The sequence below is a fragment of the Staphylococcus warneri genome (assembly GCF_900636385.1).
GTDB lineage: Bacteria > Bacillota > Bacilli > Staphylococcales > Staphylococcaceae > Staphylococcus > Staphylococcus warneri.
The window spans coordinates 2,194,065-2,218,404 of the sequence record NZ_LR134269.1 but is presented as its reverse complement, the minus strand read 5'-3'; the positions used below and the strand labels follow the sequence as shown (position 1 = coordinate 2,218,404).

Annotated in this window: 13 protein-coding genes, 1 tRNA gene and 5 rRNA genes; 17 read left to right on the top strand and 2 right to left on the bottom strand. The window is 38.4% G+C overall.

The genetic code is table 11. The features are described from left to right. Window positions 1-13 precede the first annotated feature (13 nt). The 6 genes from EL082_RS10835 to rrf (EL082_RS10810) all read left to right on the top strand — a co-directional run bounded on the left by EL082_RS10835 (window position 14) and on the right by rrf (EL082_RS10810) (window position 8,345). Window positions 14-2,935: ribosomal RNA gene (locus EL082_RS10835) — 23S ribosomal RNA — on the top strand. Window positions 2,936-3,005: 70 nt separating this feature from the next. Beyond that, a 5S ribosomal RNA gene (rrf, locus tag EL082_RS10830) occupies window positions 3,006-3,120 on the top strand. Between the two features lie 228 nt (window positions 3,121-3,348). Next, a 16S ribosomal RNA gene (locus tag EL082_RS10825) occupies window positions 3,349-4,901 on the top strand. A gap of 94 nt (window positions 4,902-4,995) precedes the next feature. Further along, window positions 4,996-5,072, top strand: a tRNA-Ile gene (locus EL082_RS10820). Between the two features lie 166 nt (window positions 5,073-5,238). After that, window positions 5,239-8,160: ribosomal RNA gene (locus tag EL082_RS10815) — 23S ribosomal RNA — on the top strand. Between the two features lie 70 nt (window positions 8,161-8,230). After that, window positions 8,231-8,345 (top strand): 5S ribosomal RNA (gene rrf, locus EL082_RS10810). Together the 16S, 23S and 5S rRNA genes with 1 tRNA gene alongside form the textbook arrangement of a ribosomal RNA operon. A 178-nt stretch (window positions 8,346-8,523) precedes the next feature. On the opposite strand, the gene pdxR is transcribed toward rrf (EL082_RS10810), so the two are convergent. Beyond that, window positions 8,524-9,909, bottom strand: a complete 1,386-nt coding sequence (gene pdxR, locus EL082_RS10805; protein ID WP_002465559.1) for a MocR-like pyridoxine biosynthesis transcription factor PdxR — start codon at window positions 9,907-9,909, stop codon at window positions 8,524-8,526. A gap of 96 nt (window positions 9,910-10,005) precedes the next feature. Here pdxR and pdxS point away from each other — a divergent pair, with 96 nt between their 5' ends. Beyond that, complete coding sequence (gene pdxS, locus EL082_RS10800; RefSeq protein WP_002451194.1) at window positions 10,006-10,893, top strand: pyridoxal 5'-phosphate synthase lyase subunit PdxS; 888 nt, start codon at window positions 10,006-10,008, stop codon at window positions 10,891-10,893. A 3-nt stretch (window positions 10,894-10,896) separates the two neighbouring features. Next, window positions 10,897-11,454, top strand: coding sequence for a pyridoxal 5'-phosphate synthase glutaminase subunit PdxT (gene pdxT / locus EL082_RS10795; protein WP_015365361.1), 558 nt, complete (start codon window positions 10,897-10,899; stop codon window positions 11,452-11,454). 56 nt (window positions 11,455-11,510) lie between these two features. On the opposite strand, the gene EL082_RS10790 is transcribed toward pdxT, so the two are convergent. Beyond that, window positions 11,511-12,725 (bottom strand): NupC/NupG family nucleoside CNT transporter, encoded by a 1,215-nt coding sequence (locus EL082_RS10790; protein WP_002465580.1) that lies wholly within the window; start codon window positions 12,723-12,725, stop codon window positions 11,511-11,513. Between the two features lie 155 nt (window positions 12,726-12,880). Between EL082_RS10790 and EL082_RS10785 the strand changes: the two genes are divergently transcribed. The 9 genes from EL082_RS10785 (at window position 12,881) to cysS (ending at window position 24,340) form a co-directional block, all read left to right on the top strand. Further along, window positions 12,881-13,342 carry a CtsR family transcriptional regulator gene (locus tag EL082_RS10785; protein WP_002451197.1) on the top strand — a complete coding sequence of 154 codons (462 nt, stop codon included), beginning with the start codon at window positions 12,881-12,883 and terminating at the stop codon, window positions 13,340-13,342. A 20-nt stretch (window positions 13,343-13,362) separates the two neighbouring features. After that, the gene (locus EL082_RS10780; RefSeq protein WP_049415263.1) at window positions 13,363-13,920 is read left to right on the top strand and encodes a UvrB/UvrC motif-containing protein; all 558 of its coding nucleotides are present in this window, start codon (window positions 13,363-13,365) and stop codon (window positions 13,918-13,920) included. Further along, window positions 13,913-14,917: a protein arginine kinase gene (locus tag EL082_RS10775; RefSeq protein ID WP_049415266.1), complete on the top strand. Its 1,005-nt coding sequence runs from the start codon at window positions 13,913-13,915 to the stop codon at window positions 14,915-14,917. Before EL082_RS10780 ends, EL082_RS10775 begins: the two co-directional genes overlap by 8 nt. Window positions 14,918-14,932: 15 nt before the next feature. Continuing rightward, window positions 14,933-17,386, top strand: a complete 2,454-nt coding sequence (locus EL082_RS10770) for an ATP-dependent Clp protease ATP-binding subunit (RefSeq protein ID WP_002465575.1) — start codon at window positions 14,933-14,935, stop codon at window positions 17,384-17,386. A gap of 341 nt (window positions 17,387-17,727) precedes the next feature. Continuing rightward, on the top strand, window positions 17,728-19,092 hold the full coding sequence (gene radA / locus EL082_RS10765; protein ID WP_002465557.1) for a DNA repair protein RadA: 1,365 nt from the start codon (window positions 17,728-17,730) through the stop codon (window positions 19,090-19,092). 26 nt (window positions 19,093-19,118) lie between these two features. Beyond that, the gene (locus tag EL082_RS10760) at window positions 19,119-20,192 is read left to right on the top strand and encodes a PIN/TRAM domain-containing protein (protein WP_049415268.1); all 1,074 of its coding nucleotides are present in this window, start codon (window positions 19,119-19,121) and stop codon (window positions 20,190-20,192) included. Window positions 20,193-20,477: 285 nt separating this feature from the next. Then, window positions 20,478-21,932 carry a glutamate--tRNA ligase gene (gene gltX, locus EL082_RS10755; protein ID WP_049415271.1) on the top strand — a complete coding sequence of 485 codons (1,455 nt, stop codon included), beginning with the start codon at window positions 20,478-20,480 and terminating at the stop codon, window positions 21,930-21,932. Window positions 21,933-22,326: 394 nt separating this feature from the next. Next, a complete protein-coding gene (gene cysE / locus EL082_RS10750; RefSeq protein ID WP_171001928.1) occupies window positions 22,327-22,956 on the top strand; it encodes a serine O-acetyltransferase in 630 nt (209 codons plus the stop codon). Continuing rightward, entirely contained in the window at window positions 22,940-24,340 is a 1,401-nt protein-coding gene (gene cysS, locus EL082_RS10745; RefSeq protein ID WP_049415273.1) for a cysteine--tRNA ligase, read from the top strand. Before cysE ends, cysS begins: the two co-directional genes overlap by 17 nt.

Genomic DNA, 24,340 nt, shown 5'->3' with positions numbered 1-24,340 from the left:
GGATGGAAACATAGATTAAGTTATTAAGGGCGCACGGTGGATGCCTTGGCACTAGAAGCCGATGAAGGACGTTACTAACGACGATATGCTTTGGAGAGCTGTAAGTAAGCGTTGATCCAGAGATTTCCGAATGGGGAAACCCAGCATGAGTTATGTCATGTTATCGATATGTGAATACATAGCATATCAGAAGGCAGACCCGGAGAACTGAAACATCTTAGTACCCGGAGGAAGAGAAAGAAAAATCGATTCCCTGAGTAGCGGCGAGCGAAACGGGAAGAGCCCAAACCAACAAGCTTGCTTGTTGGGGTTGTAGGACACTCTATACGGAGTTACAAAAGTATATATTAGACGAATCATCTGGAAAGTTGAATCAAAGAAGGTAATAATCCTGTAGTCGAAAATATATACTCTCTTGAGTGGATCCTGAGTACGACGGAGCACGTGAAATTCCGTCGGAATCTGGGAGGACCATCTCCTAAGGCTAAATACTCTCTAGTGACCGATAGTGAACCAGTACCGTGAGGGAAAGGTGAAAAGTACCCCGGAAGGGGAGTGAAAGAGAACTTGAAACCGTGTGCTTACAAGTAGTCAGAGCCCGTTAATGGGTGATGGCGTGCCTTTTGTAGAATGAACCGGCGAGTTACGATTTGATGCAAGGTTAAGCAGCTAATGTGGAGCCGTAGCGAAAGCGAGTCTGAATAGGGCGTTTAGTATTTGGTCGTAGACCCGAAACCAGGTGATCTACCCTTGGTCAGGTTGAAGTTCAGGTAACACTGAATGGAGGACCGAACCGACTTACGTTGAAAAGTGAGCGGATGAACTGAGGGTAGCGGAGAAATTCCAATCGAACTTGGAGATAGCTGGTTCTCTCCGAAATAGCTTTAGGGCTAGCCTCAAGTGATGATTATTGGAGGTAGAGCACTGTTTGGACGAGGGGCCCTTCTCGGGTTACCGAATTCAGACAAACTCCGAATGCCAATTAATTTAACTTGGGAGTCAGAACATGGGTGATAAGGTCCGTGTTCGAAAGGGAAACAGCCCAGACCACCAGCTAAGGTCCCAAAATATATGTTAAGTGGAAAAGGATGTGGCGTTGCCCAGACAACTAGGATGTTGGCTTAGAAGCAGCCATCATTTAAAGAGTGCGTAATAGCTCACTAGTCGAGTGACACTGCGCCGAAAATGTACCGGGGCTAAACATATTACCGAAGCTGTGGATTGTCCGTAGGACAATGGTAGGAGAGCGTTCTAAGGGCGTCGAAGCATGATCGCAAGGACATGTGGAGCGCTTAGAAGTGAGAATGCCGGTGTGAGTAGCGAAAGACGGGTGAGAATCCCGTCCACCGATTGACTAAGGTTTCCAGAGGAAGGCTCGTCCGCTCTGGGTTAGTCGGGTCCTAAGCTGAGGCCGACAGGCGTAGGCGATGGATAACAGGTTGATATTCCTGTACCACCTAGTATCGTTTTAATCGATGGGGGGACGCAGTAGGATAGGCGAAGCGTGCTATTGGATTGCACGTCCAAGCAGTAAGACTGAGTGTTAGGCAAATCCGGCACTCATAAGGTCAAGCTGTGATGGGGAGAGGAAATTGTTTCCTCGAGTCGTTGATTTCACACTGCCAAGAAAAGCCTCTAGATAGATAACAGGTGCCCGTACCGCAAACCGACACAGGTAGTCAAGATGAGAATTCTAAGGTGAGCGAGCGAACTCTCGTTAAGGAACTCGGCAAAATGACCCCGTAACTTCGGGAGAAGGGGTGCTCTTTAGGGTTAACGCCCAGAAGAGCCGCAGTGAATAGGCCCAAGCGACTGTTTATCAAAAACACAGGTCTCTGCTAAACCGTAAGGTGATGTATAGGGGCTGACGCCTGCCCGGTGCTGGAAGGTTAAGAGGAGTAGTTAGCTTCTGCGAAGCTACGAATCGAAGCCCCAGTAAACGGCGGCCGTAACTATAACGGTCCTAAGGTAGCGAAATTCCTTGTCGGGTAAGTTCCGACCCGCACGAAAGGCGTAACGATTTGGGCACTGTCTCAACGAGAGACTCGGTGAAATCATAGTACCTGTGAAGATGCAGGTTACCCGCGACAGGACGGAAAGACCCCGTGGAGCTTTACTGTAGCCTGATATTGAAATTCGGCACAGCTTGTACAGGATAGGTAGGAGCCTTTGAAACGTGAGCGCTAGCTTACGTGGAGGCATTGGTGGGATACTACCCTAGCTGTGTTGGCTTTCTAACCCGCACCACTTATCGTGGTGGGAGACAGTGTCAGGTGGGCAGTTTGACTGGGGCGGTCGCCTCCTAAAAGGTAACGGAGGCGCTCAAAGGTTCCCTCAGAATGGTTGGAAATCATTCATAGAGTGTAAAGGCATAAGGGAGCTTGACTGCGAGACTTACAAGTCGAGCAGGGTCGAAAGACGGACTTAGTGATCCGGTGGTTCCGCATGGAAGGGCCATCGCTCAACGGATAAAAGCTACCCCGGGGATAACAGGCTTATCTCCCCCAAGAGTTCACATCGACGGGGAGGTTTGGCACCTCGATGTCGGCTCATCGCATCCTGGGGCTGTAGTCGGTCCCAAGGGTTGGGCTGTTCGCCCATTAAAGCGGTACGCGAGCTGGGTTCAGAACGTCGTGAGACAGTTCGGTCCCTATCCGTCGTGGGCGTAGGAAATTTGAGAGGAGCTGTCCTTAGTACGAGAGGACCGGGATGGACATACCTCTGGTGTACCAGTTGTCGTGCCAACGGCATAGCTGGGTAGCTATGTATGGACGGGATAAGTGCTGAAAGCATCTAAGCATGAAGCCCCCCTCAAGATGAGATTTCCCAACTTCGGTTATAAGATCCCTCAAAGATGATGAGGTTAATAGGTTCGAGGTGGAAGCGTGGTGACACGTGGAGCTGACGAATACTAATCGATCGAAGACTTAATCAAAATTTATGTTTTGCGACGCAAAATCATTTTACTTACTATCTAGTTTTGAATGTATAATACATTCCATTTGTCTGGTGACAATGGCAAGGAGGTCACACCTGTTCCCATGCCGAACACAGAAGTTAAGCTCCTTAGCGCCGATGGTAGTCGGACTAACGTTCCGCTAGAGTAGGACGTTGCCAGGCAATACCTATATTTGGCCGTGAGGTCATTTTTTTGTGAGGTATATACGATTAAAAATTATTTATAAAAAGTTATTGACTTTCGAGTTGATAAGGCGTATAATTAATTCTTGTCGGTAAAAGAAATGAACATTGAAAACTGAATGACAATATGTCAACGTTAATTCCAATAATGTAACGAAAGTTACAACAATTAATTTAGTTTTATGAGCTAATCAAACATCATAATTTTTTATGGAGAGTTTGATCCTGGCTCAGGATGAACGCTGGCGGCGTGCCTAATACATGCAAGTCGAGCGAACAGATAAGGAGCTTGCTCCTTTGACGTTAGCGGCGGACGGGTGAGTAACACGTGGATAACCTACCTATAAGACTGGGATAACTTCGGGAAACCGGAGCTAATACCGGATAACATATTGAACCGCATGGTTCAATAGTGAAAGGCGGCTTTGCTGTCACTTATAGATGGATCCGCGCCGTATTAGCTAGTTGGTAAGGTAACGGCTTACCAAGGCAACGATACGTAGCCGACCTGAGAGGGTGATCGGCCACACTGGAACTGAGACACGGTCCAGACTCCTACGGGAGGCAGCAGTAGGGAATCTTCCGCAATGGGCGAAAGCCTGACGGAGCAACGCCGCGTGAGTGATGAAGGTCTTCGGATCGTAAAACTCTGTTATCAGGGAAGAACAAATGTGTAAGTAACTGTGCACATCTTGACGGTACCTGATCAGAAAGCCACGGCTAACTACGTGCCAGCAGCCGCGGTAATACGTAGGTGGCAAGCGTTATCCGGAATTATTGGGCGTAAAGCGCGCGTAGGCGGTTTTTTAAGTCTGATGTGAAAGCCCACGGCTCAACCGTGGAGGGTCATTGGAAACTGGAAAACTTGAGTGCAGAAGAGGAAAGTGGAATTCCATGTGTAGCGGTGAAATGCGCAGAGATATGGAGGAACACCAGTGGCGAAGGCGACTTTCTGGTCTGTAACTGACGCTGATGTGCGAAAGCGTGGGGATCAAACAGGATTAGATACCCTGGTAGTCCACGCCGTAAACGATGAGTGCTAAGTGTTAGGGGGTTTCCGCCCCTTAGTGCTGCAGCTAACGCATTAAGCACTCCGCCTGGGGAGTACGACCGCAAGGTTGAAACTCAAAGGAATTGACGGGGACCCGCACAAGCGGTGGAGCATGTGGTTTAATTCGAAGCAACGCGAAGAACCTTACCAAATCTTGACATCCTTTGACCGCTCTAGAGATAGAGTCTTCCCCTTCGGGGGACAAAGTGACAGGTGGTGCATGGTTGTCGTCAGCTCGTGTCGTGAGATGTTGGGTTAAGTCCCGCAACGAGCGCAACCCTTAAGCTTAGTTGCCATCATTAAGTTGGGCACTCTAAGTTGACTGCCGGTGACAAACCGGAGGAAGGTGGGGATGACGTCAAATCATCATGCCCCTTATGATTTGGGCTACACACGTGCTACAATGGACAATACAAAGGGCAGCTAAACCGCGAGGTCAAGCAAATCCCATAAAGTTGTTCTCAGTTCGGATTGTAGTCTGCAACTCGACTACATGAAGCTGGAATCGCTAGTAATCGTAGATCAGCATGCTACGGTGAATACGTTCCCGGGTCTTGTACACACCGCCCGTCACACCACGAGAGTTTGTAACACCCGAAGCCGGTGGAGTAACCATTTATGGAGCTAGCCGTCGAAGGTGGGACAAATGATTGGGGTGAAGTCGTAACAAGGTAGCCGTATCGGAAGGTGCGGCTGGATCACCTCCTTTCTAAGGATATATTCGGAACATCTTCGTAGAAGATGAGGAATAACATTGACATATTGTATTCAGTTTTGAATGTTTATATAACATTCAACGTGATGGGCCTATAGCTCAGCTGGTTAGAGCGCACGCCTGATAAGCGTGAGGTCGGTGGTTCGAGTCCACTTAGGCCCACCATTCATTTATTTGTACATTGAAAACTAGATAAGTAAGTAAAATAGATTTTACCAAGCAAAACCGAGTGAATTAGAGTTTTAAAGCTTGAATTTATAAGAAATAATCGCTAGTGTTCGAAAGAACACTCACAAGATTAATAACGCGTTTCCTGTAGGATGGAAACATAGATTAAGTTATTAAGGGCGCACGGTGGATGCCTTGGCACTAGAAGCCGATGAAGGACGTTACTAACGACGATATGCTTTGGAGAGCTGTAAGTAAGCGTTGATCCAGAGATTTCCGAATGGGGAAACCCAGCATGAGTTATGTCATGTTATCGATATGTGAATACATAGCATATCAGAAGGCAGACCCGGAGAACTGAAACATCTTAGTACCCGGAGGAAGAGAAAGAAAAATCGATTCCCTGAGTAGCGGCGAGCGAAACGGGAAGAGCCCAAACCAACAAGCTTGCTTGTTGGGGTTGTAGGACACTCTATACGGAGTTACAAAAGTATATATTAGACGAATCATCTGGAAAGTTGAATCAAAGAAGGTAATAATCCTGTAGTCGAAAATATATACTCTCTTGAGTGGATCCTGAGTACGACGGAGCACGTGAAATTCCGTCGGAATCTGGGAGGACCATCTCCTAAGGCTAAATACTCTCTAGTGACCGATAGTGAACCAGTACCGTGAGGGAAAGGTGAAAAGTACCCCGGAAGGGGAGTGAAAGAGAACTTGAAACCGTGTGCTTACAAGTAGTCAGAGCCCGTTAATGGGTGATGGCGTGCCTTTTGTAGAATGAACCGGCGAGTTACGATTTGATGCAAGGTTAAGCAGCTAATGTGGAGCCGTAGCGAAAGCGAGTCTGAATAGGGCGTTTAGTATTTGGTCGTAGACCCGAAACCAGGTGATCTACCCTTGGTCAGGTTGAAGTTCAGGTAACACTGAATGGAGGACCGAACCGACTTACGTTGAAAAGTGAGCGGATGAACTGAGGGTAGCGGAGAAATTCCAATCGAACTTGGAGATAGCTGGTTCTCTCCGAAATAGCTTTAGGGCTAGCCTCAAGTGATGATTATTGGAGGTAGAGCACTGTTTGGACGAGGGGCCCTTCTCGGGTTACCGAATTCAGACAAACTCCGAATGCCAATTAATTTAACTTGGGAGTCAGAACATGGGTGATAAGGTCCGTGTTCGAAAGGGAAACAGCCCAGACCACCAGCTAAGGTCCCAAAATATATGTTAAGTGGAAAAGGATGTGGCGTTGCCCAGACAACTAGGATGTTGGCTTAGAAGCAGCCATCATTTAAAGAGTGCGTAATAGCTCACTAGTCGAGTGACACTGCGCCGAAAATGTACCGGGGCTAAACATATTACCGAAGCTGTGGATTGTCCGTAGGACAATGGTAGGAGAGCGTTCTAAGGGCGTCGAAGCATGATCGCAAGGACATGTGGAGCGCTTAGAAGTGAGAATGCCGGTGTGAGTAGCGAAAGACGGGTGAGAATCCCGTCCACCGATTGACTAAGGTTTCCAGAGGAAGGCTCGTCCGCTCTGGGTTAGTCGGGTCCTAAGCTGAGGCCGACAGGCGTAGGCGATGGATAACAGGTTGATATTCCTGTACCACCTAGTATCGTTTTAATCGATGGGGGGACGCAGTAGGATAGGCGAAGCGTGCTATTGGATTGCACGTCCAAGCAGTAAGACTGAGTGTTAGGCAAATCCGGCACTCATAAGGTCAAGCTGTGATGGGGAGAGGAAATTGTTTCCTCGAGTCGTTGATTTCACACTGCCAAGAAAAGCCTCTAGATAGATAACAGGTGCCCGTACCGCAAACCGACACAGGTAGTCAAGATGAGAATTCTAAGGTGAGCGAGCGAACTCTCGTTAAGGAACTCGGCAAAATGACCCCGTAACTTCGGGAGAAGGGGTGCTCTTTAGGGTTAACGCCCAGAAGAGCCGCAGTGAATAGGCCCAAGCGACTGTTTATCAAAAACACAGGTCTCTGCTAAACCGTAAGGTGATGTATAGGGGCTGACGCCTGCCCGGTGCTGGAAGGTTAAGAGGAGTAGTTAGCTTCTGCGAAGCTACGAATCGAAGCCCCAGTAAACGGCGGCCGTAACTATAACGGTCCTAAGGTAGCGAAATTCCTTGTCGGGTAAGTTCCGACCCGCACGAAAGGCGTAACGATTTGGGCACTGTCTCAACGAGAGACTCGGTGAAATCATAGTACCTGTGAAGATGCAGGTTACCCGCGACAGGACGGAAAGACCCCGTGGAGCTTTACTGTAGCCTGATATTGAAATTCGGCACAGCTTGTACAGGATAGGTAGGAGCCTTTGAAACGTGAGCGCTAGCTTACGTGGAGGCATTGGTGGGATACTACCCTAGCTGTGTTGGCTTTCTAACCCGCACCACTTATCGTGGTGGGAGACAGTGTCAGGTGGGCAGTTTGACTGGGGCGGTCGCCTCCTAAAAGGTAACGGAGGCGCTCAAAGGTTCCCTCAGAATGGTTGGAAATCATTCATAGAGTGTAAAGGCATAAGGGAGCTTGACTGCGAGACTTACAAGTCGAGCAGGGTCGAAAGACGGACTTAGTGATCCGGTGGTTCCGCATGGAAGGGCCATCGCTCAACGGATAAAAGCTACCCCGGGGATAACAGGCTTATCTCCCCCAAGAGTTCACATCGACGGGGAGGTTTGGCACCTCGATGTCGGCTCATCGCATCCTGGGGCTGTAGTCGGTCCCAAGGGTTGGGCTGTTCGCCCATTAAAGCGGTACGCGAGCTGGGTTCAGAACGTCGTGAGACAGTTCGGTCCCTATCCGTCGTGGGCGTAGGAAATTTGAGAGGAGCTGTCCTTAGTACGAGAGGACCGGGATGGACATACCTCTGGTGTACCAGTTGTCGTGCCAACGGCATAGCTGGGTAGCTATGTATGGACGGGATAAGTGCTGAAAGCATCTAAGCATGAAGCCCCCCTCAAGATGAGATTTCCCAACTTCGGTTATAAGATCCCTCAAAGATGATGAGGTTAATAGGTTCGAGGTGGAAGCGTGGTGACACGTGGAGCTGACGAATACTAATCGATCGAAGACTTAATCAAAATTTATGTTTTGCGACGCAAAATCATTTTACTTACTATCTAGTTTTGAATGTATAATACATTCCATTTGTCTGGTGACAATGGCAAGGAGGTCACACCTGTTCCCATGCCGAACACAGAAGTTAAGCTCCTTAGCGCCGATGGTAGTCGGACTAACGTTCCGCTAGAGTAGGACGTTGCCAGGCAAATAATAGGATGCGATGAGCCGCATTGAGACCGCAAGGTCTCTTTTTTTATGTTTAAAATAAGAAAGAGTCAGTTTATCCATTTATCTTTAATTATATTCCTCAAGTTAATTATAAATACAATAGACTAGCGTCAATTGCATAAGTAACACTAACTTTTTCAAAAGAAAAAGAAGTGTTACTTTATAATTAACGAATTGATGAGTGCTTCCGTATGAGAAGCTAATCGTTTTTTAGGAATACCACCGAAACCTATAATAAATTTTGGAGGATTCAAATTTGAGTTTTCTTCAAATTCATATGGATGTAATTTCAGTGAATGTTCTTTAGCGCGTTGTAAGCATTCTTCCATGTTTAATCCGTTTAAAACAGTTAGAGTAAAATGCATGCCCGTGAGTGCACCGTCAACTTTCAATTGATTTTCGTATGGTGACAAAGCATTTAAAATAAATTGCAATTTTTCTTTATAAATTTTTCTCATTTTATTTAAATGACGCTCAAAACTACCACTACTCATAAACTGTGCAATCATTCTTTGGATATGAACTGGAGCTGTATTGGCTTCTTTATAATGATAATGATGATATTGTTCTAACAATTTCGGTGGTAATACAATATATGCGATCCTACAACTTGGATAAATAGATTTTGAAAAGGTACTTAAATAAATGACTTTATCTTGGGAATCAAGACTCTGTAATGCAGGGATAGGTTTACCAAAATATCTAAATTCTGAATCATAGTCATCTTCGATAATGTATCTATTATCTTGTTGTTGAGCCCAATTGATGAGTTGGGTTCTTTTTTTTAGATTCATGACATGGCCAGTAGGAAACTGGTGTGAAGGTGTAATATAAATAATGTTATGTTCTGATGATAAAATAGGATGAGTTTGTATTCCATTTTTCTCGACTGGGACTTGTAAATAGTTGAATTTCTTTTTATCTAATACTTGTTTAATCGGAGGATAACTGGGTTTTTCTATAGCAAATGACGCATCTTCAAGTATATCAGTCAACATATTTAATAATTGCTCTGTTGAAGACCCTATTACGATTTGATCTGGATGAGATGTTACTCCTCTACTATTGAATAAGTAATGCGCAATTTGTTGTCTTAATTCAAATTCTCCTTGATTGTCTCCTCTTTGTAACAGATCAAACTGATTATCTTCAAATACATCTTTTGCATATTTTCTAAATAAATGTGTGGGAAAATATTCTGCATCGATTTCAGATAAGTTGAAAGAATAATTATAATTTGTTTTCTCTATCTCCGTATTGTCATTATTGATGTATGTAGTTGTGGGCAAAACATATTGTTTGGGAAGTACAGGTAATGATTCGATATCGGATACGTAATAACCTGATCGGGGTTTAGAGTAAATAAACCCTTCATCTAATAGCAATTGATAGGCATGCTCAATTGTTGTTTGGCTTAAAGATAAATGCTCACTTAATTGGCGTTTTGAAGGGAACCTGTCATTTGACTGATACTGACCTTCTATAATTTGCTTTTTTAATTTTTCGTATAAATCAATATAGAGTGATTGTGTCTCTCTCATTTATCTGACCCCCTTTATAATAAATAAATTGAACCTTTTTAAATATCAGTTTATCCTTTACAATAAATTTAATCAAGAAGTAAAGGGGTAGAATTTATGTCTAAAATAGTTGGATCTGAAAGAGTTAAACGAGGAATGGCTGAAATGCAAAAAGGCGGCGTTATTATGGATGTTGTCAATGCAGAACAAGCTAAAATTGCAGAAGAAGCTGGTGCTGTTGCAGTTATGGCATTAGAAAGAGTACCTTCTGACATCCGTGCAGCAGGTGGCGTTGCACGTAGTGCTAATCCTAAAATTGTTGAAGAGGTAATGAATGCTGTATCTATTCCAGTAATGGCTAAAGCACGAATTGGTCATATTACAGAAGCACGTGTATTAGAAGCAATGGGTGTGGATTATATTGATGAATCAGAAGTATTAACACCTGCTGATGAAGAATATCATTTACGCAAAGATCAATTCACTGTACCTTTTGTATGTGGTTGTCGTAATTTAGGTGAAGCTGCTCGTCGTATTGGCGAAGGTGCTGCTATGTTAAGAACTAAAGGCGAACCAGGAACAGGTAACATTGTCGAAGCAGTAAGACATATGAGAAGAGTTAATGCTGAAGTCAGTCGTTTGACTGTTATGAATGATGATGAAATTATGACATTTGCTAAAGATATTGGAGCACCATATGAAGTATTAAAACAAATCAAAGATAATGGTAGATTACCGGTTGTTAACTTTGCAGCAGGTGGCGTTGCAACACCTCAAGACGCTGCTTTAATGATGGAATTAGGTGCAGATGGCGTATTTGTTGGATCAGGTATTTTCAAATCTGAAGATCCAGAAAAATTTGCTAAAGCAATTGTGCAAGCTACAACACACTATCAAGATTATGAGCTAATTGGTAAATTAGCTGCAGAATTAGGAACTGCCATGAAAGGTTTAGATATTAATCAAATTTCATTAGAAGAGCGTATGCAAGAGCGTGGTTGGTAATATATGAAAATAGGTGTATTAGCGCTTCAAGGTGCAGTTCGTGAACATATTCGTCATATAGAATTAAGTGGCCATGAAGGTATCCCAATTAAAAAAGTAGAACAATTAGATGATATCGATGGTTTAATCTTACCTGGTGGCGAATCAACAACATTAAGAAGGTTAATGGATTTATATGGTTTTAAAGAAAAGTTACAGCAATCAGATTTACCTATGTTTGGTACTTGTGCAGGTTTAATCGTATTGGCTAGTGATGTTGAAGGTGAAGAAGGCTATTTAAATAAATTAGATATTACAGTTGAACGTAATTCGTTTGGTAGACAAGTCGATAGCTTTGAATCGGAATTAGATATCAAAGGCATAGCTAAGGATATAGAAGGTGTTTTTATTAGAGCACCTCATATTGCGAAGGTAGCTGACAATGTTGAAATATTAAGTAAAGTTGGCGATAAAATCGTTGCAGTTAAACAAGGTGAATATTTAGGTGTATCATTTCATCCAGAATTAACAGATGATTATCGTGTAACTGATTATTTTATAAACCATATGATTCAAAAATAAAAATAAGGCAATGTATGATTGAGTTTAAATGCTCTTTCATACATTGCCTTTGTTCATTAGATGAAGAATCCAGCAATTGCTGCTGAAATAAATGATACTAATGTCGCACCGAATAATAATTTTAATCCGAATCTTGCAACAACGTCACCTTTTTTATCATTTAATGATTTAATAGCACCAGAAATAATACCAATCGAGCTAAAGTTAGCAAATGATACTAAGAATACTGAAGTAACACCTTTAGCGTGTTCTGAAATGCCATTTAACTTACCTAATGCCTGCATTGCAACAAATTCATTTGATAATAATTTAGTTGCCATAACAGAACCTGATTGTACTGCGTCGTTCCATGGAACACCTGCTAAGAATGCAAATGGAGCAAATACAAATCCAATTAAAGTTTGGAAGTCCCATTTGATTGCGCCATGTGAAAGTAAACTGAAAGTACCACTTACTAAGCCATTTAGTAACGCGATAATTGCGATGTATCCGATAAGCATCGCACCTACAATGACTGCCACTTTAAATCCATCTAGAATATACTCCCCAAGCATTTCAAAGAAAGATTGATTTTTCGTTTCACTTTCGGCTACTAATAATTTATCATCCTCTTCATTAACTTGATAAGGGTTAATGATTGAAGCGATGATGAAACCACCGAATAAGTTTAATACAACAGCTGTTACAACGTATTTCGGTTCAATTAATGTGAAATAAGCACCTATAATTGAAGCAGATACTGTAGACATTGCAGATGCTGTTAAAGTATACAAACGTTGTTTAGGTATATAAGGAAGTTGTTGTTTTAAAGAAATAAACACTTCAGATTGACCTAAAATTGCTGCTGCTACTGCATTGTATGATTCCAAACGTCCCATACCATTGATTTTTGAAATAAGGAAACCTAATACGTTAATTATAAATGGTAAAATTTTAGTGTATTGTAGAATCCCAATTAATGCTGAAATAAATACAATTGGTAATAAAACGTTAAAGAAAAATGGTGGATTTTTAGGATCTACATATTTAAAACCACCGAAAACGAAGTTAACGCCTTCTGCTGCTTTAGATAGCAAATAACCAAAACCATTAGCAATACCACCAATGACTGTAATACCAATGTTTGTTTTTAATAAAATGAAGGCGAAAATTAATTGAATAACTAATAATAGTCCAACATATTGCCAACGAATATTCTTTCTATCTGAACTAAATAAGTACGCGAGTGCTAAGAAGAAAATAATTCCAATAATCCCAATGAGAATGTGCATGTTTTTTCATTCCTTTAATTTATTCTATTGTCTATCATACAATAAAAAATAAGCGCTAACATCATAAATTTTAAAAATTTAAAATCAAATTAATTGAAAATGGTCAAAGTTGGTCATATAATATAGTCAAAGAAGGTCAAAAAGAGGTGATAATCATGCATAATATGTCCGACATCATAGAACAGTACATTAAACATTTATTTGAAGAAACCAATGAAGATGTGGTGGAAATTCAAAGAGCAAATATTGCTCAACGTTTTGACTGCGTCCCTTCTCAATTAAACTATGTGATTAAAACTAGATTTACAAATGAGCATGGTTACGAAATAGAAAGTAAACGTGGTGGTGGAGGATACATCCGAATCACGAAAATTGAAAACAAAGATGAAACAGGTTATATTAATCATTTACTTCAATTAATAGGTCCTTCAATATCTCAACAACAAGCACTTTATTTAATAGATGGCTTGTTAGATAAAGGACTTGTGAATGAAAGAGAAGCAAAAATGATTATTGCTGCTATTGATCGAGAAACGTTAAAAATGGATATTGTTTCTCGAGATATTATTAGAGCAAATATTCTTAAACGAATTTTACCTGTCATAAATTATTACTAGAGGAATTGAGGTGTTGCTTTTTGCTTTGTGAAAATTGCCATTTAAATGAAGCTGAAGTTAAATTAACTGTTAAAAGTAAAGATGGTATGCAAGAAAAATGGGTGTGTAGTACTTGTGCGCAAGGTGATAACCCATGGACACACCAAGAGCAATCATCCTATCATCATCAAGATGATATAGAAGAAGCATTTGTTGTAAAGCAAATATTACAACATTTAGCAACTAAACATGGTATTAATTTTCAAGAAATGGCATTTCAGGAAGAAAAAAGATGTCCAACTTGTCATATGACGTTAAAAGACATAGCACATGTAGGCAAATTTGGTTGTTCTAATTGCTATGCCACATTTAAGGATGACATCCTAGACATAGTAAGACGTGTGCAAGGCGGTCAATATGAACATGTAGGAAAGGTACCTCAATCTTCTTATCATAAGCTTGCACTTAAAAAGAAAATCGAAGAGAAAAAGCAATATTTACAACAATTAATAGATGAACAAGATTTCGAACAGGCAGCTATTGTTCGAGACGAAATCAAATCGCTAAGTGAAGAGAGCGAGGTGCAACATGATGAGTGACTTAGAACCTAACATTAGTGAGTGGATGAAAACGAATAAAGAAGCACCAGTGGTCATTTCTTCAAGAATTCGCCTAGCAAGAAATCTTGAAAATCATGTTCACCCACTCATGTTTCCGACAGAACAAGATGGATTTAGAGTAATAAATGAAGTACAAGATGCATTACCTAGCATGACTTTAAAAAGACTAGATATGATGGACCAACAAAATAAAATGAAATTGGTAGCTAAACATTTGGTAAGTCCAGAGTTGATCAAACAACCAGCATCGGCTGTTCTACTAAATGATGATGAATCTATTAGTGTCATGATTAATGAAGAAGATCATATTAGAATTCAAGCGCTTGGTACAGATTTATCATTAGAAAGATTGTATAAAGAAGCGTCAGCACTAGATGATGAAATCGACCAACAACTTGATATTAGCTATGATGAACATTTAGGGTATTTAACCACATGTCCTACTAATATCGGAACTGGTATGAGAGCAAGTGTGATGTTGCATTTGCCTGGTCTTTCTATCATGAAAAGAATGTCAGGTATAGCACAGACCATTAACCGATTTGGTTTTACCATTCGAGGAATATATGGTGAAGGCTCACAAGTTTATGGCCACATTTACCAGGTTTCAAACCAATTAACATTGGGGAAAACAGAAGAAGAAATCATAGAGAATTTAACAGAAGTAATCAATCAAATTATAAATGAAGAACTTCAAATCCGATCAAGATTAGATAAACATAAACATATAGAAACATTAGATAGAGTCCATCGTTCATTAGGAATATTGCAAAATAGCAGACTTATCTCTATGGAAGAGGCATCTTATCGATTGAGTGAAGTTAAATTAGGCATAGATTTAAATTATATCGAACTTGATAATTTTAAATTCAATGAATTTATGGTTGGTATTCAAACACCATTTTTATTTGATGAAGAAGATGAAACACCAGTCAATGAAAAGAGAGCGAATGTTTTAAGAGAACATATAAAATAGGAGGTAACAAATCATATGCTATTTGGTAGATTAACTGAACGTGCGCAAAGAGTATTAGCTCATGCACAAGAAGAAGCAATTCGATTGAACCATTCAAATATTGGAACAGAACATCTTTTATTAGGTCTAATGAAAGAACCTGAAGGTATCGCAGCAAAAGTATTAGAAAGCTTTAATATTACAGAGGATAAAGTTATTGAAGAGGTTGAAAAACTTATCGGTCATGGTCAAGCTCCTATGGCAACATTACATTATACACCTAGAGCTAAAAAAGTGATTGAATTATCAATGGACGAAGCACGTAAACTACATCACAATTTTGTAGGAACAGAACATATTTTACTTGGCTTAATCCGTGAAAATGAAGGTGTAGCGGCGCGTGTATTTGCTAACCTTGATTTAAATATTACAAAAGCACGTGCACAAGTAGTTAAAGCATTAGGTAGCCCAGAAATGAGTAATAAAAATGCTCAAGCAAATAAATCTAATAACACACCAACATTAGATAGTTTAGCACGTGATTTAACAATTATTGCTAAAGATGGCACATTAGATCCAGTTGTGGGTCGAGACAAAGAAATTACACGAGTTATAGAAGTATTAAGTCGTCGTACTAAAAATAATCCTGTATTAATTGGTGAGCCAGGTGTAGGTAAAACAGCTATTGCGGAAGGTTTAGCTCAAGCTATAGTAAATAATGAAGTACCGGAAACACTTAAAAACAAACGTGTCATGTCACTAGATATGGGTACTGTTGTAGCTGGTACAAAATACCGTGGTGAATTTGAAGAACGATTGAAAAAAGTAATGGAAGAAATTCATCAAGCTGGCAATGTGATTCTATTTATTGATGAATTGCATACATTAGTAGGTGCAGGTGGTGCAGAAGGTGCAATAGATGCTTCAAATATCTTAAAACCAGCATTAGCACGTGGCGAATTACAATGTATTGGTGCAACAACGTTAGACGAATATCGTAAAAACATTGAAAAAGATGCTGCGTTAGAGCGTCGTTTCCAACCTATTCAAGTTGATGAGCCTACAGTTGAAGACACTGTATCAATTTTAAAAGGACTTCGTGATCGCTATGAAGCGCATCATCGCATCAATATTTCAGATGAAGCTTTAGAAGCGGCTGCTAAATTAAGCCATCGCTATGTGTCAGATCGATTTTTACCAGACAAAGCGATTGACCTTATCGATGAAGCAAGTTCAAAAGTAAGATTGAAAAGTCATACAACACCTAATAATTTAAAAGAAATTGAACAACAAATTGAAAAAGTAAAAAATGAAAAAGATGCAGCTGTCCATGCACAAGAATTTGAAAATGCAGCTAATCTTAGAGATAAACAAACAAAATTAGAAAAACAATATGAAGAAGCTAAAAATGAATGGAAAAACTCACAAGATGGGGTAAGTACATCATTATCAGAAGAAGATATTGCTGAGGTTATTGCAGGTTGGACAGGTATCCCATTAACTAGAATTAATGAAACAGAATCAGATCGTTTACTAAATCTTGAAGATACCCTACATGATAGAGTTATTGGTCAAAAAGATGCCGTGACATCTATCAGTAAAGCTGTTAGACGTGCAAGAGCAGGCTTAAAAGACCCTAAACGTCCAATTGGTAGCTTTATATTCTTAGGACCTACAGGTGTGGGTAAAACTGAATTAGCTCGTGCTTTAGCAGAATCAATGTTTGGTGAAGATGATGCTATGATTAGAGTTGATATGAGTGAGTTTATGGAAAAACATGCTGTCAGTCGTTTAGTCGGAGCCCCTCCAGGCTATGTTGGACATGATGATGGCGGTCAATTAACTGAAAAAGTAAGACGTAAACCATATTCAGTTATCCTATTTGATGAAATTGAAAAAGCACATCCAGATGTATTTAATATACTTTTACAAGTTTTAGATGATGGTCATTTAACGGATACCAAAGGACGTCAAGTTGACTTCCGAAATACAGTTATCATTATGACATCAAATGTTGGTGCTCAAGAATTACAAGATCAACGTTTCGCTGGTTTCGGTGGTGCAGATGATGGTCAAGACTATGAATCTATACGTAAAACAATGATGAAAGAGCTTAAAAATGCTTTCCGTCCTGAGTTCTTAAACCGTGTGGATGATATTATTGTATTCCACAAATTATCTAAAGAAGAACTTAAAGAAATCGTCACTATGATGGTGAATAAATTAACATTGCGTTTATCAGAACAAAATATTAATATCAAAGTTACTGAAAAAGCCAAAGAAAAAATTGCTGAAGAAGGATATGATCCAGAATATGGTGCAAGACCATTGATTCGTGCAATTCAAAAAACAGTTGAAGACAATCTAAGTGAATTGATCTTAGACGGAAATCAATTGGAAGGTAAAGAAGTAACAGTAGATCATGACGGTGAAGAGTTTAAATATGACATTCAAGATAGAAAAGAAGATAAAGCATCTACTGAAGCGTAAACCATCATAAACTTAATCATACAATAAGAGGTGGGAACCGAAATGTTCCTACCTCTTTATTTATATTTCAATAACCATTATTCTTTATTTCCAATGCTTCCTAAATTGAGTTGTGACATAATAGGAAATAACATTGTTAAAATAGTATTAATATATCGATAATTAAAGAAAAGCATTAATTAATAAAAAATAAAATTTACATATTAAGACGAAAAAATGACTTTATCGTATTGAATTATGAATACTTTTAAAAAATTAATTAAAGCATTAACATTTAATTTGTCATTATGAAATTGTCAGTTTAAAATAGATTTGTTCTTAAATATAACGGAGGTGCGAAATTGGCCAAGAAAAAGATAATATTTGAATGTATGGCATGTGGCTATCAATCTCCAAAATGGATGGGAAAGTGTCCTAATTGTGGTGCATGGAACCAGATGGAAGAAATAGTAGAAAAAGCTGCCAATCCTAAACATGGTGTTAAATCTAAAGAAACAGCAGGGAAAGTACAAACATTAGATAGTATCAAAAATGAATCTACACCACGCGTTCTTACAGAATCTAAAGAATTTAACCGTGTACTAGGGGGAGGAATAGTTAATGGATCATTAGTATTAATAGGCGGAGATCCAGGTATTGGTAAATCCACGTTACTACTACAAATTTGTGCCTCACTCTCACAATCTAAAAATGTTCTATATATCACAGGTGAGGAATCAATCAATCAAACAAAATTACGTGCAGATCGTTTGGAAGAAGACTCGAGTAAATTACAAGTATTAGCTGAAACGGATTTAGAAGTCATTTATCAAACAGTTAAAGACATTAATCCGGATTTACTAGTAGTTGACTCTATTCAAACAATATACCATCCAGAAATTAGCTCTGCACCAGGATCTGTGTCACAGGTTAGAGAAAGTACGCAAAGCTTAATGAATATAGCTAAACAAATGAACATAGCTACATTTATTGTTGGGCATGTTACAAAAGAAGGACAAATTGCAGGACCTAGATTACTTGAACACATGGTGGATACTGTATTGTATTTTGAAGGTGATGAGCATCATGCTTATCGAATACTACGAGCAGTTAAAAACCGTTTTGGTTCGACTAATGAGATGGGAATATTTGAAATGAAACAAAGTGGTCTAAAAGGTGTGCTAAATCCTTCAGAGATGTTTTTAGAAGAACGTTCAACTAATGTGCCAGGTTCAACAATTGTTTCAACTATGGAAGGTACAAGACCACTACTTATTGAAGTACAGGCGCTTGTAACACCGACAACATTTAATAATCCGCGTCGTATGGCTACCGGTATCGATCACAATCGTTTAAGCTTATTAATGGCTGTTTTAGAGAAAAAAGAAAATTATCTATTACAACAACAAGATGCTTATATTAAGGTTGCTGGCGGCGTGAAATTAACTGAACCTGCAGTTGATTTAAGTATCATTGTAGCTACAGCTTCAAGCTTTAAGGACAAAGCTGTAGACGGCTTAGACTGCTTTATTGGCGAGGTTGGTCTAACAGGAGAAGTAAGACGTGTAGCTAGAATAGAACAACGTGTTCAAGAAGCAGCAAAGTTAGGATTTAAGAGAGTTATTATTCCTCAAACTAATATAGGTGGTTGGACTTTCCCGGAAGATATAAAAGTAGTAGGTGTTTCATCAGTACATGAAGCATTAAAATACGCATTTAATTCATAAGTGATTTGAAGGAGAGGAGGTAAAAAATGAATCCATTAAGATTAATGGTTGTAGCCATTTATATGATTATAGGTGCTACTTTAGGAATTATTATTATCCCTGAAGTTGTAAATGATTTAGGATTTAGTCAATATCCCATTTTGACGAATCATTATATAGACGGACTCATTGGGATTATTGTATTTTTTATTATTTTTGGTTTCTTTATCAAACAAATTACATTTGCTTTTAAAGAGCTAGAACATACAATTATGAAACGTAGCGCTGTAGAAATATTATTTGCTACAATTGGCTTAATTATTGGACTACTCATCTCTGTAATGATTTCATTTATTTTAGAATTGATAGGAAATTCAGTTTTAAATCATTTTATTCCGATTATTATTACAATGATTTTATGTTATTTTGGTTTCCAATTTGGCCTAAAAAAGAGAGACGAGATGTTAATGTTTTTGCCAGAAAACATCTCACGTTCAATGTCGCAACATTCGTTTAAGGCAATCCCAAAAATTATCGATACAAGTGCCATCATTGATGGAAGAGTTATAGATATTATGAAATGTGGGTTTATGGACGGAGAAGTGCTTATTCCACAAGGTGTGATTAATGAATTACAAGTAATTGCTGATGCTAATGATAGTGTTAAACGTGAAAAAGGACAAAGAGGTTTAGATAAACTTAATCAAATATATGATTTAGATTATCCAACGCGTGTTATTCATCCCACAAAATCGCATAGTGATATAGATACTTTGTTGATTAAATTAGCAAAACAGTACCATGCACACATTATTACAACTGATTTTAATCTTAATAAAGTTTGTCATGTACATGGAATAAGTGCGTTAAACGTTAATGATTTATCAGAAGCTATTAAACCAAATGTACACCAAGGAGACCATTTAAATATCTTATTAACTAAAATGGGAAAAGAGCCAGGACAAGGTGTCGGTTATTTAGACGATGGTACTATGGTTGTTGTTGATAATGCTAAGAAATTAATAGGACAACATGTCGATTTAGAAGTGATTAGTTTATTACAAACGTCATCAGGACGTATTGTCTTTGCTAAAAATTTAAATGAAATAACAGAAGAATGATTATTGAATATGGCAAACCAGTTTCATGTGAAACGAGTTGAAAACTTATTGGTATGAATACACGAAAAATGAATGCTAGTAACTTATCAAAGTAGCGTAGAAGTGCTACAATTGTTTCTGACACAATTTGTATTAACAATGATTCATTTTTGGTAGATAGAAATAAAATTTATCATAGAGACTTAATCATGGATAATCATTCGTTACATATTCAATAAGGAAAGTTGAATAGATATTGTTACAAATTAAAAATATCAATAATTAAAAACTACAGGAGTGGATAAAATGAGTGAACGCGTAAGAGTAAGATACGCACCAAGTCCAACAGGATACTTGCATATCGGCAATGCACGTACGGCTTTGTTTAACTATTTATTTGCTAAACACTATGGCGGCGATTTTGTAGTACGTATTGAAGATACTGATAGCAAACGTAATTTAGAAGATGGCGAATCTTCACAATTCGATAACTTAAAATGGTTAGGATTAGAATGGGACGAATCAGTTGATAAAGATAAAGGTTATGGACCATATCGTCAATCTGAACGTGCAGATATCTATAACCCACTGATTAAGCAATTATTAGAAGAAGACAAAGCTTATAAATGTTATATGACTGAAGAAGAATTAGAAGCAGAACGTGAAGCTCAAATAGCACGTGGAGAAATGCCAAGATATGGTGGTCAACACGCTCATTTAACAGAAGAACAACGTCAACAATTCGAAGCGGAAGGTCGTCAACCATCAATTAGATTCCGTGTACCTAAAGATAAAACATATACTTTTAACGATATGGTTAAAGGTGAAATTTCGTTTGATTCAAATAATATGGGCGACTGGGTTATCGTGAAAAAAGACGGTGTGCCAACGTATAACTTTGCAGTAGCAATTGATGATCATTACATGGAAATCAGTGATGTTATTCGCGGTGATGACCATGTTTCAAATACGCCAAAACAATTAATGATTTATGAAGCATTTGGATGGGAAGCACCAAGATTTGCTCATATGTCACTTATTGTTAATGAAGAACGCAAGAAACTAAGTAAACGTGATGGGCAAATTTTACAATTTATCGAGCAATATCGTGATTTAGGTTATTTACCAGAAGCGTTATTTAACTTTATTACATTATTAGGTTGGTCACCTGAAGGTGAAGAAGAAATTTATTCTAAAGAAGAATTTATTAAAATCTTTGATGAAAAACGATTATCTAAATCACCTGCATTCTTTGATAAACAAAAATTAGCATGGGTCAATAACCAATATATGAAACAAAAAGATACTGAAACAGTATTTGAATTAGCACTACCACATTTAATTAAAGCTAACTTAATCCCAGAAAACCCTTCTGAAGAAGATTTAGATTGGGGACGTAAACTTGTAGCTTTATACCAAAAAGAAATGAGTTATGCTGGAGAAATCGTACCACTTTCAGAAATGTTCTTTAATGATATGCCTGAATTTGGAGAAGAAGAAAAAGAAGTAATCAATGGTGAACAAGTGCCAGAACTAATGACACATTTATATAGCAAATTAGAAGCACTTGAACCATTCGAAGCAGCGGAAATTAAAAAAGCGATTAAAGAAGTACAAAAAGAAACTGGCATTAAAGGTAAACAATTATTTATGCCAATTCGTGTTGCAGTTACAGGACAAATGCATGGCCCTGAATTACCAAATACAATTGAAGTGCTTGGTAAAGACAAAGTATTATCACGATTGAAAGAATATATTTAAGCATATAGAGAAAATCAAAAAAATTAAAATTCACACTTGAAAAATTACAATTTAACACATAATATTGAATGTAATAAGTGAATTAAAACAAAGGATTAGTAATTAAATAGTACATGATGCAGAGAGTGTGCGGTCGCTGCGAGCACAACATGGAAATTAATGAATGCACCTTTGATTGTTAAATTATATATGGATTAAATGAGAGTAAATCTATGTGATATAAACCTGTGAAATGATTTATATACAATAATTTACTGAACGAAGAGTGGAACCGTGCTTATGCGCCTCTAACAAAAGATGTTAGAGGCGCATTTTTTTAATTTTATTCAAATATACAAATTAAAGAACTAATATTAGTTGTAAAGCTAAGGGGGAGAATGTTTTGTTAAGAAGAATGAGAGACGATATAAAAATGGTGTTTGAACAGGATCCAGCGGCGCGCTCAACTATTGAAGTTGTTACAACATATGCAGGATTACATGCTGTATGGAGTCATTTGATCGCACATAAATTATATAATAATCAACGTTATGTAGCTGCTAGAGCTATTTCACAAATATCTAGATTTTTTACAGGTATTGAAATTCATCCTGGGGCTAAAATTGGGAAACGCTTATTTATCGACCATGGTATGGGCGTAGTTATTGGTGAAACGTGCACGATTGGAGATAACGTAACGATATATCAAGGTGTAACTTTAGGTGGGACTGGTAAAGAAAAAGGTAAAAGGCATCCAGATATCGGTGATAATGTCCTTATCGCAGCTGGATCAAAGGTTTTAGGTAATATTCAAATTAGTTCTAACGTAAATATAGGCGCGAATTCAGTAGTGCTACAATCAGTACCAAGTTATTCTACAGTTGTAGGTATACCAGGCCATATTGTAAAACAAGATGGTAAACGTATTGGTAAAACATTCGATCATCGTAATTTACCTGATCCATTATATGAACAAATTAAACACTTAGAAAGACAACTTGAAAAAACAAGAAACGGAGAGATTCAAGATGATTACATTATATAATACGTTAACACGTCAAAAAGAAACATTTGAACCAATAGAACCAGGTAAGGTGAAAATGTACGTTTGTGGTCCAACTGTTTATAACTATATCCATATTGGAAATGCAAGACCGGCGATAAATTATGACGTTGTACGTAGATATTTTGAATATAAAGGTTATGAAGTGATATATGTATCTAACTTTACAGATGTCGACGATAAATTAATCAAGCGTTCAAAAGAATTAAACGAAAGTGTTCCTGAAATTGCAGATAAATATATTAAGGCATTCTATGAAGACGTAGGTGCACTGAATGTTAAAAAAGCAACATCAAATCCGAGAGTTATGAATCATATGGATGAGATTATTGATTTTATCAAAAAATTAGTAGATGAAGGATATGCATATGAAAGTAATGGGGATGTCTATTTTAGAACACGTCAATTTAAAGACTACGGTAAGTTAAGTCATCAATCAATTGATGATTTAAAAGTAGGTGCACGTATCGAAGCAGGCGATCAGAAGGAAGATGCACTTGATTTCACTTTATGGAAAAAGGCTAAGCCAGGTGAAATTAGTTGGGAAAGTCCATTTGGAGAAGGTCGACCAGGCTGGCATATAGAATGTTCAGTAATGGCGTTTCATGAACTTGGTCCAACTATTGATATTCATGCAGGTGGATCAGATTTACAATTCCCTCACCATGAAAATGAAATTGCACAATCTGAAGCACATAACCATGCCCCATTTGCCAACTATTGGATGCATAATGGCTTTATCAATATTGATAATGAAAAAATGAGTAAGTCATTAGGCAACTTTATTTTAGTACATGATATTATCAAAGAAATTGACCCAGACGTATTACGATTCTTTATGATTAGTGTTCATTATCGTAGCCCAATCAACTATAATTTAGAACTTGTGAGTGCTGCTAAAAGTGGACTTGAACGTATTAGAAATAGCTATCAACTTATCGAAGAAAGAGAAGCTATTGCGACAGATATAGATAATCAAGAAGAATATATCAATCAAATTGATCAAATATTAGAGAACTTTGAAGCTGTAATGGATGATGATTTTAACACTGCTAATGCAGTGACTGCATGGTATGATTTAGCCAAATTAGCGAATAGATATGTTTTAGAAAATGTAACATCAACTAAAGTAATTGCTAAATTCAAAGAAGTATATCAAATATTCAGTGACGTCTTAGGTGTTCCGCTAAAAGGCAACCAACAAGATGATTTATTAGATGAAGAAATAGAGCAATTAATAGAAGAGCGAAATGAAGCTCGCAAAAATAAAGACTTCGCACGTGCTGATGAAATTAGAGACCATTTAAAAGAGCAAAATATTATATTAGAAGATACCCCTCAAGGTGTTAGATTTAAACGTGGATAA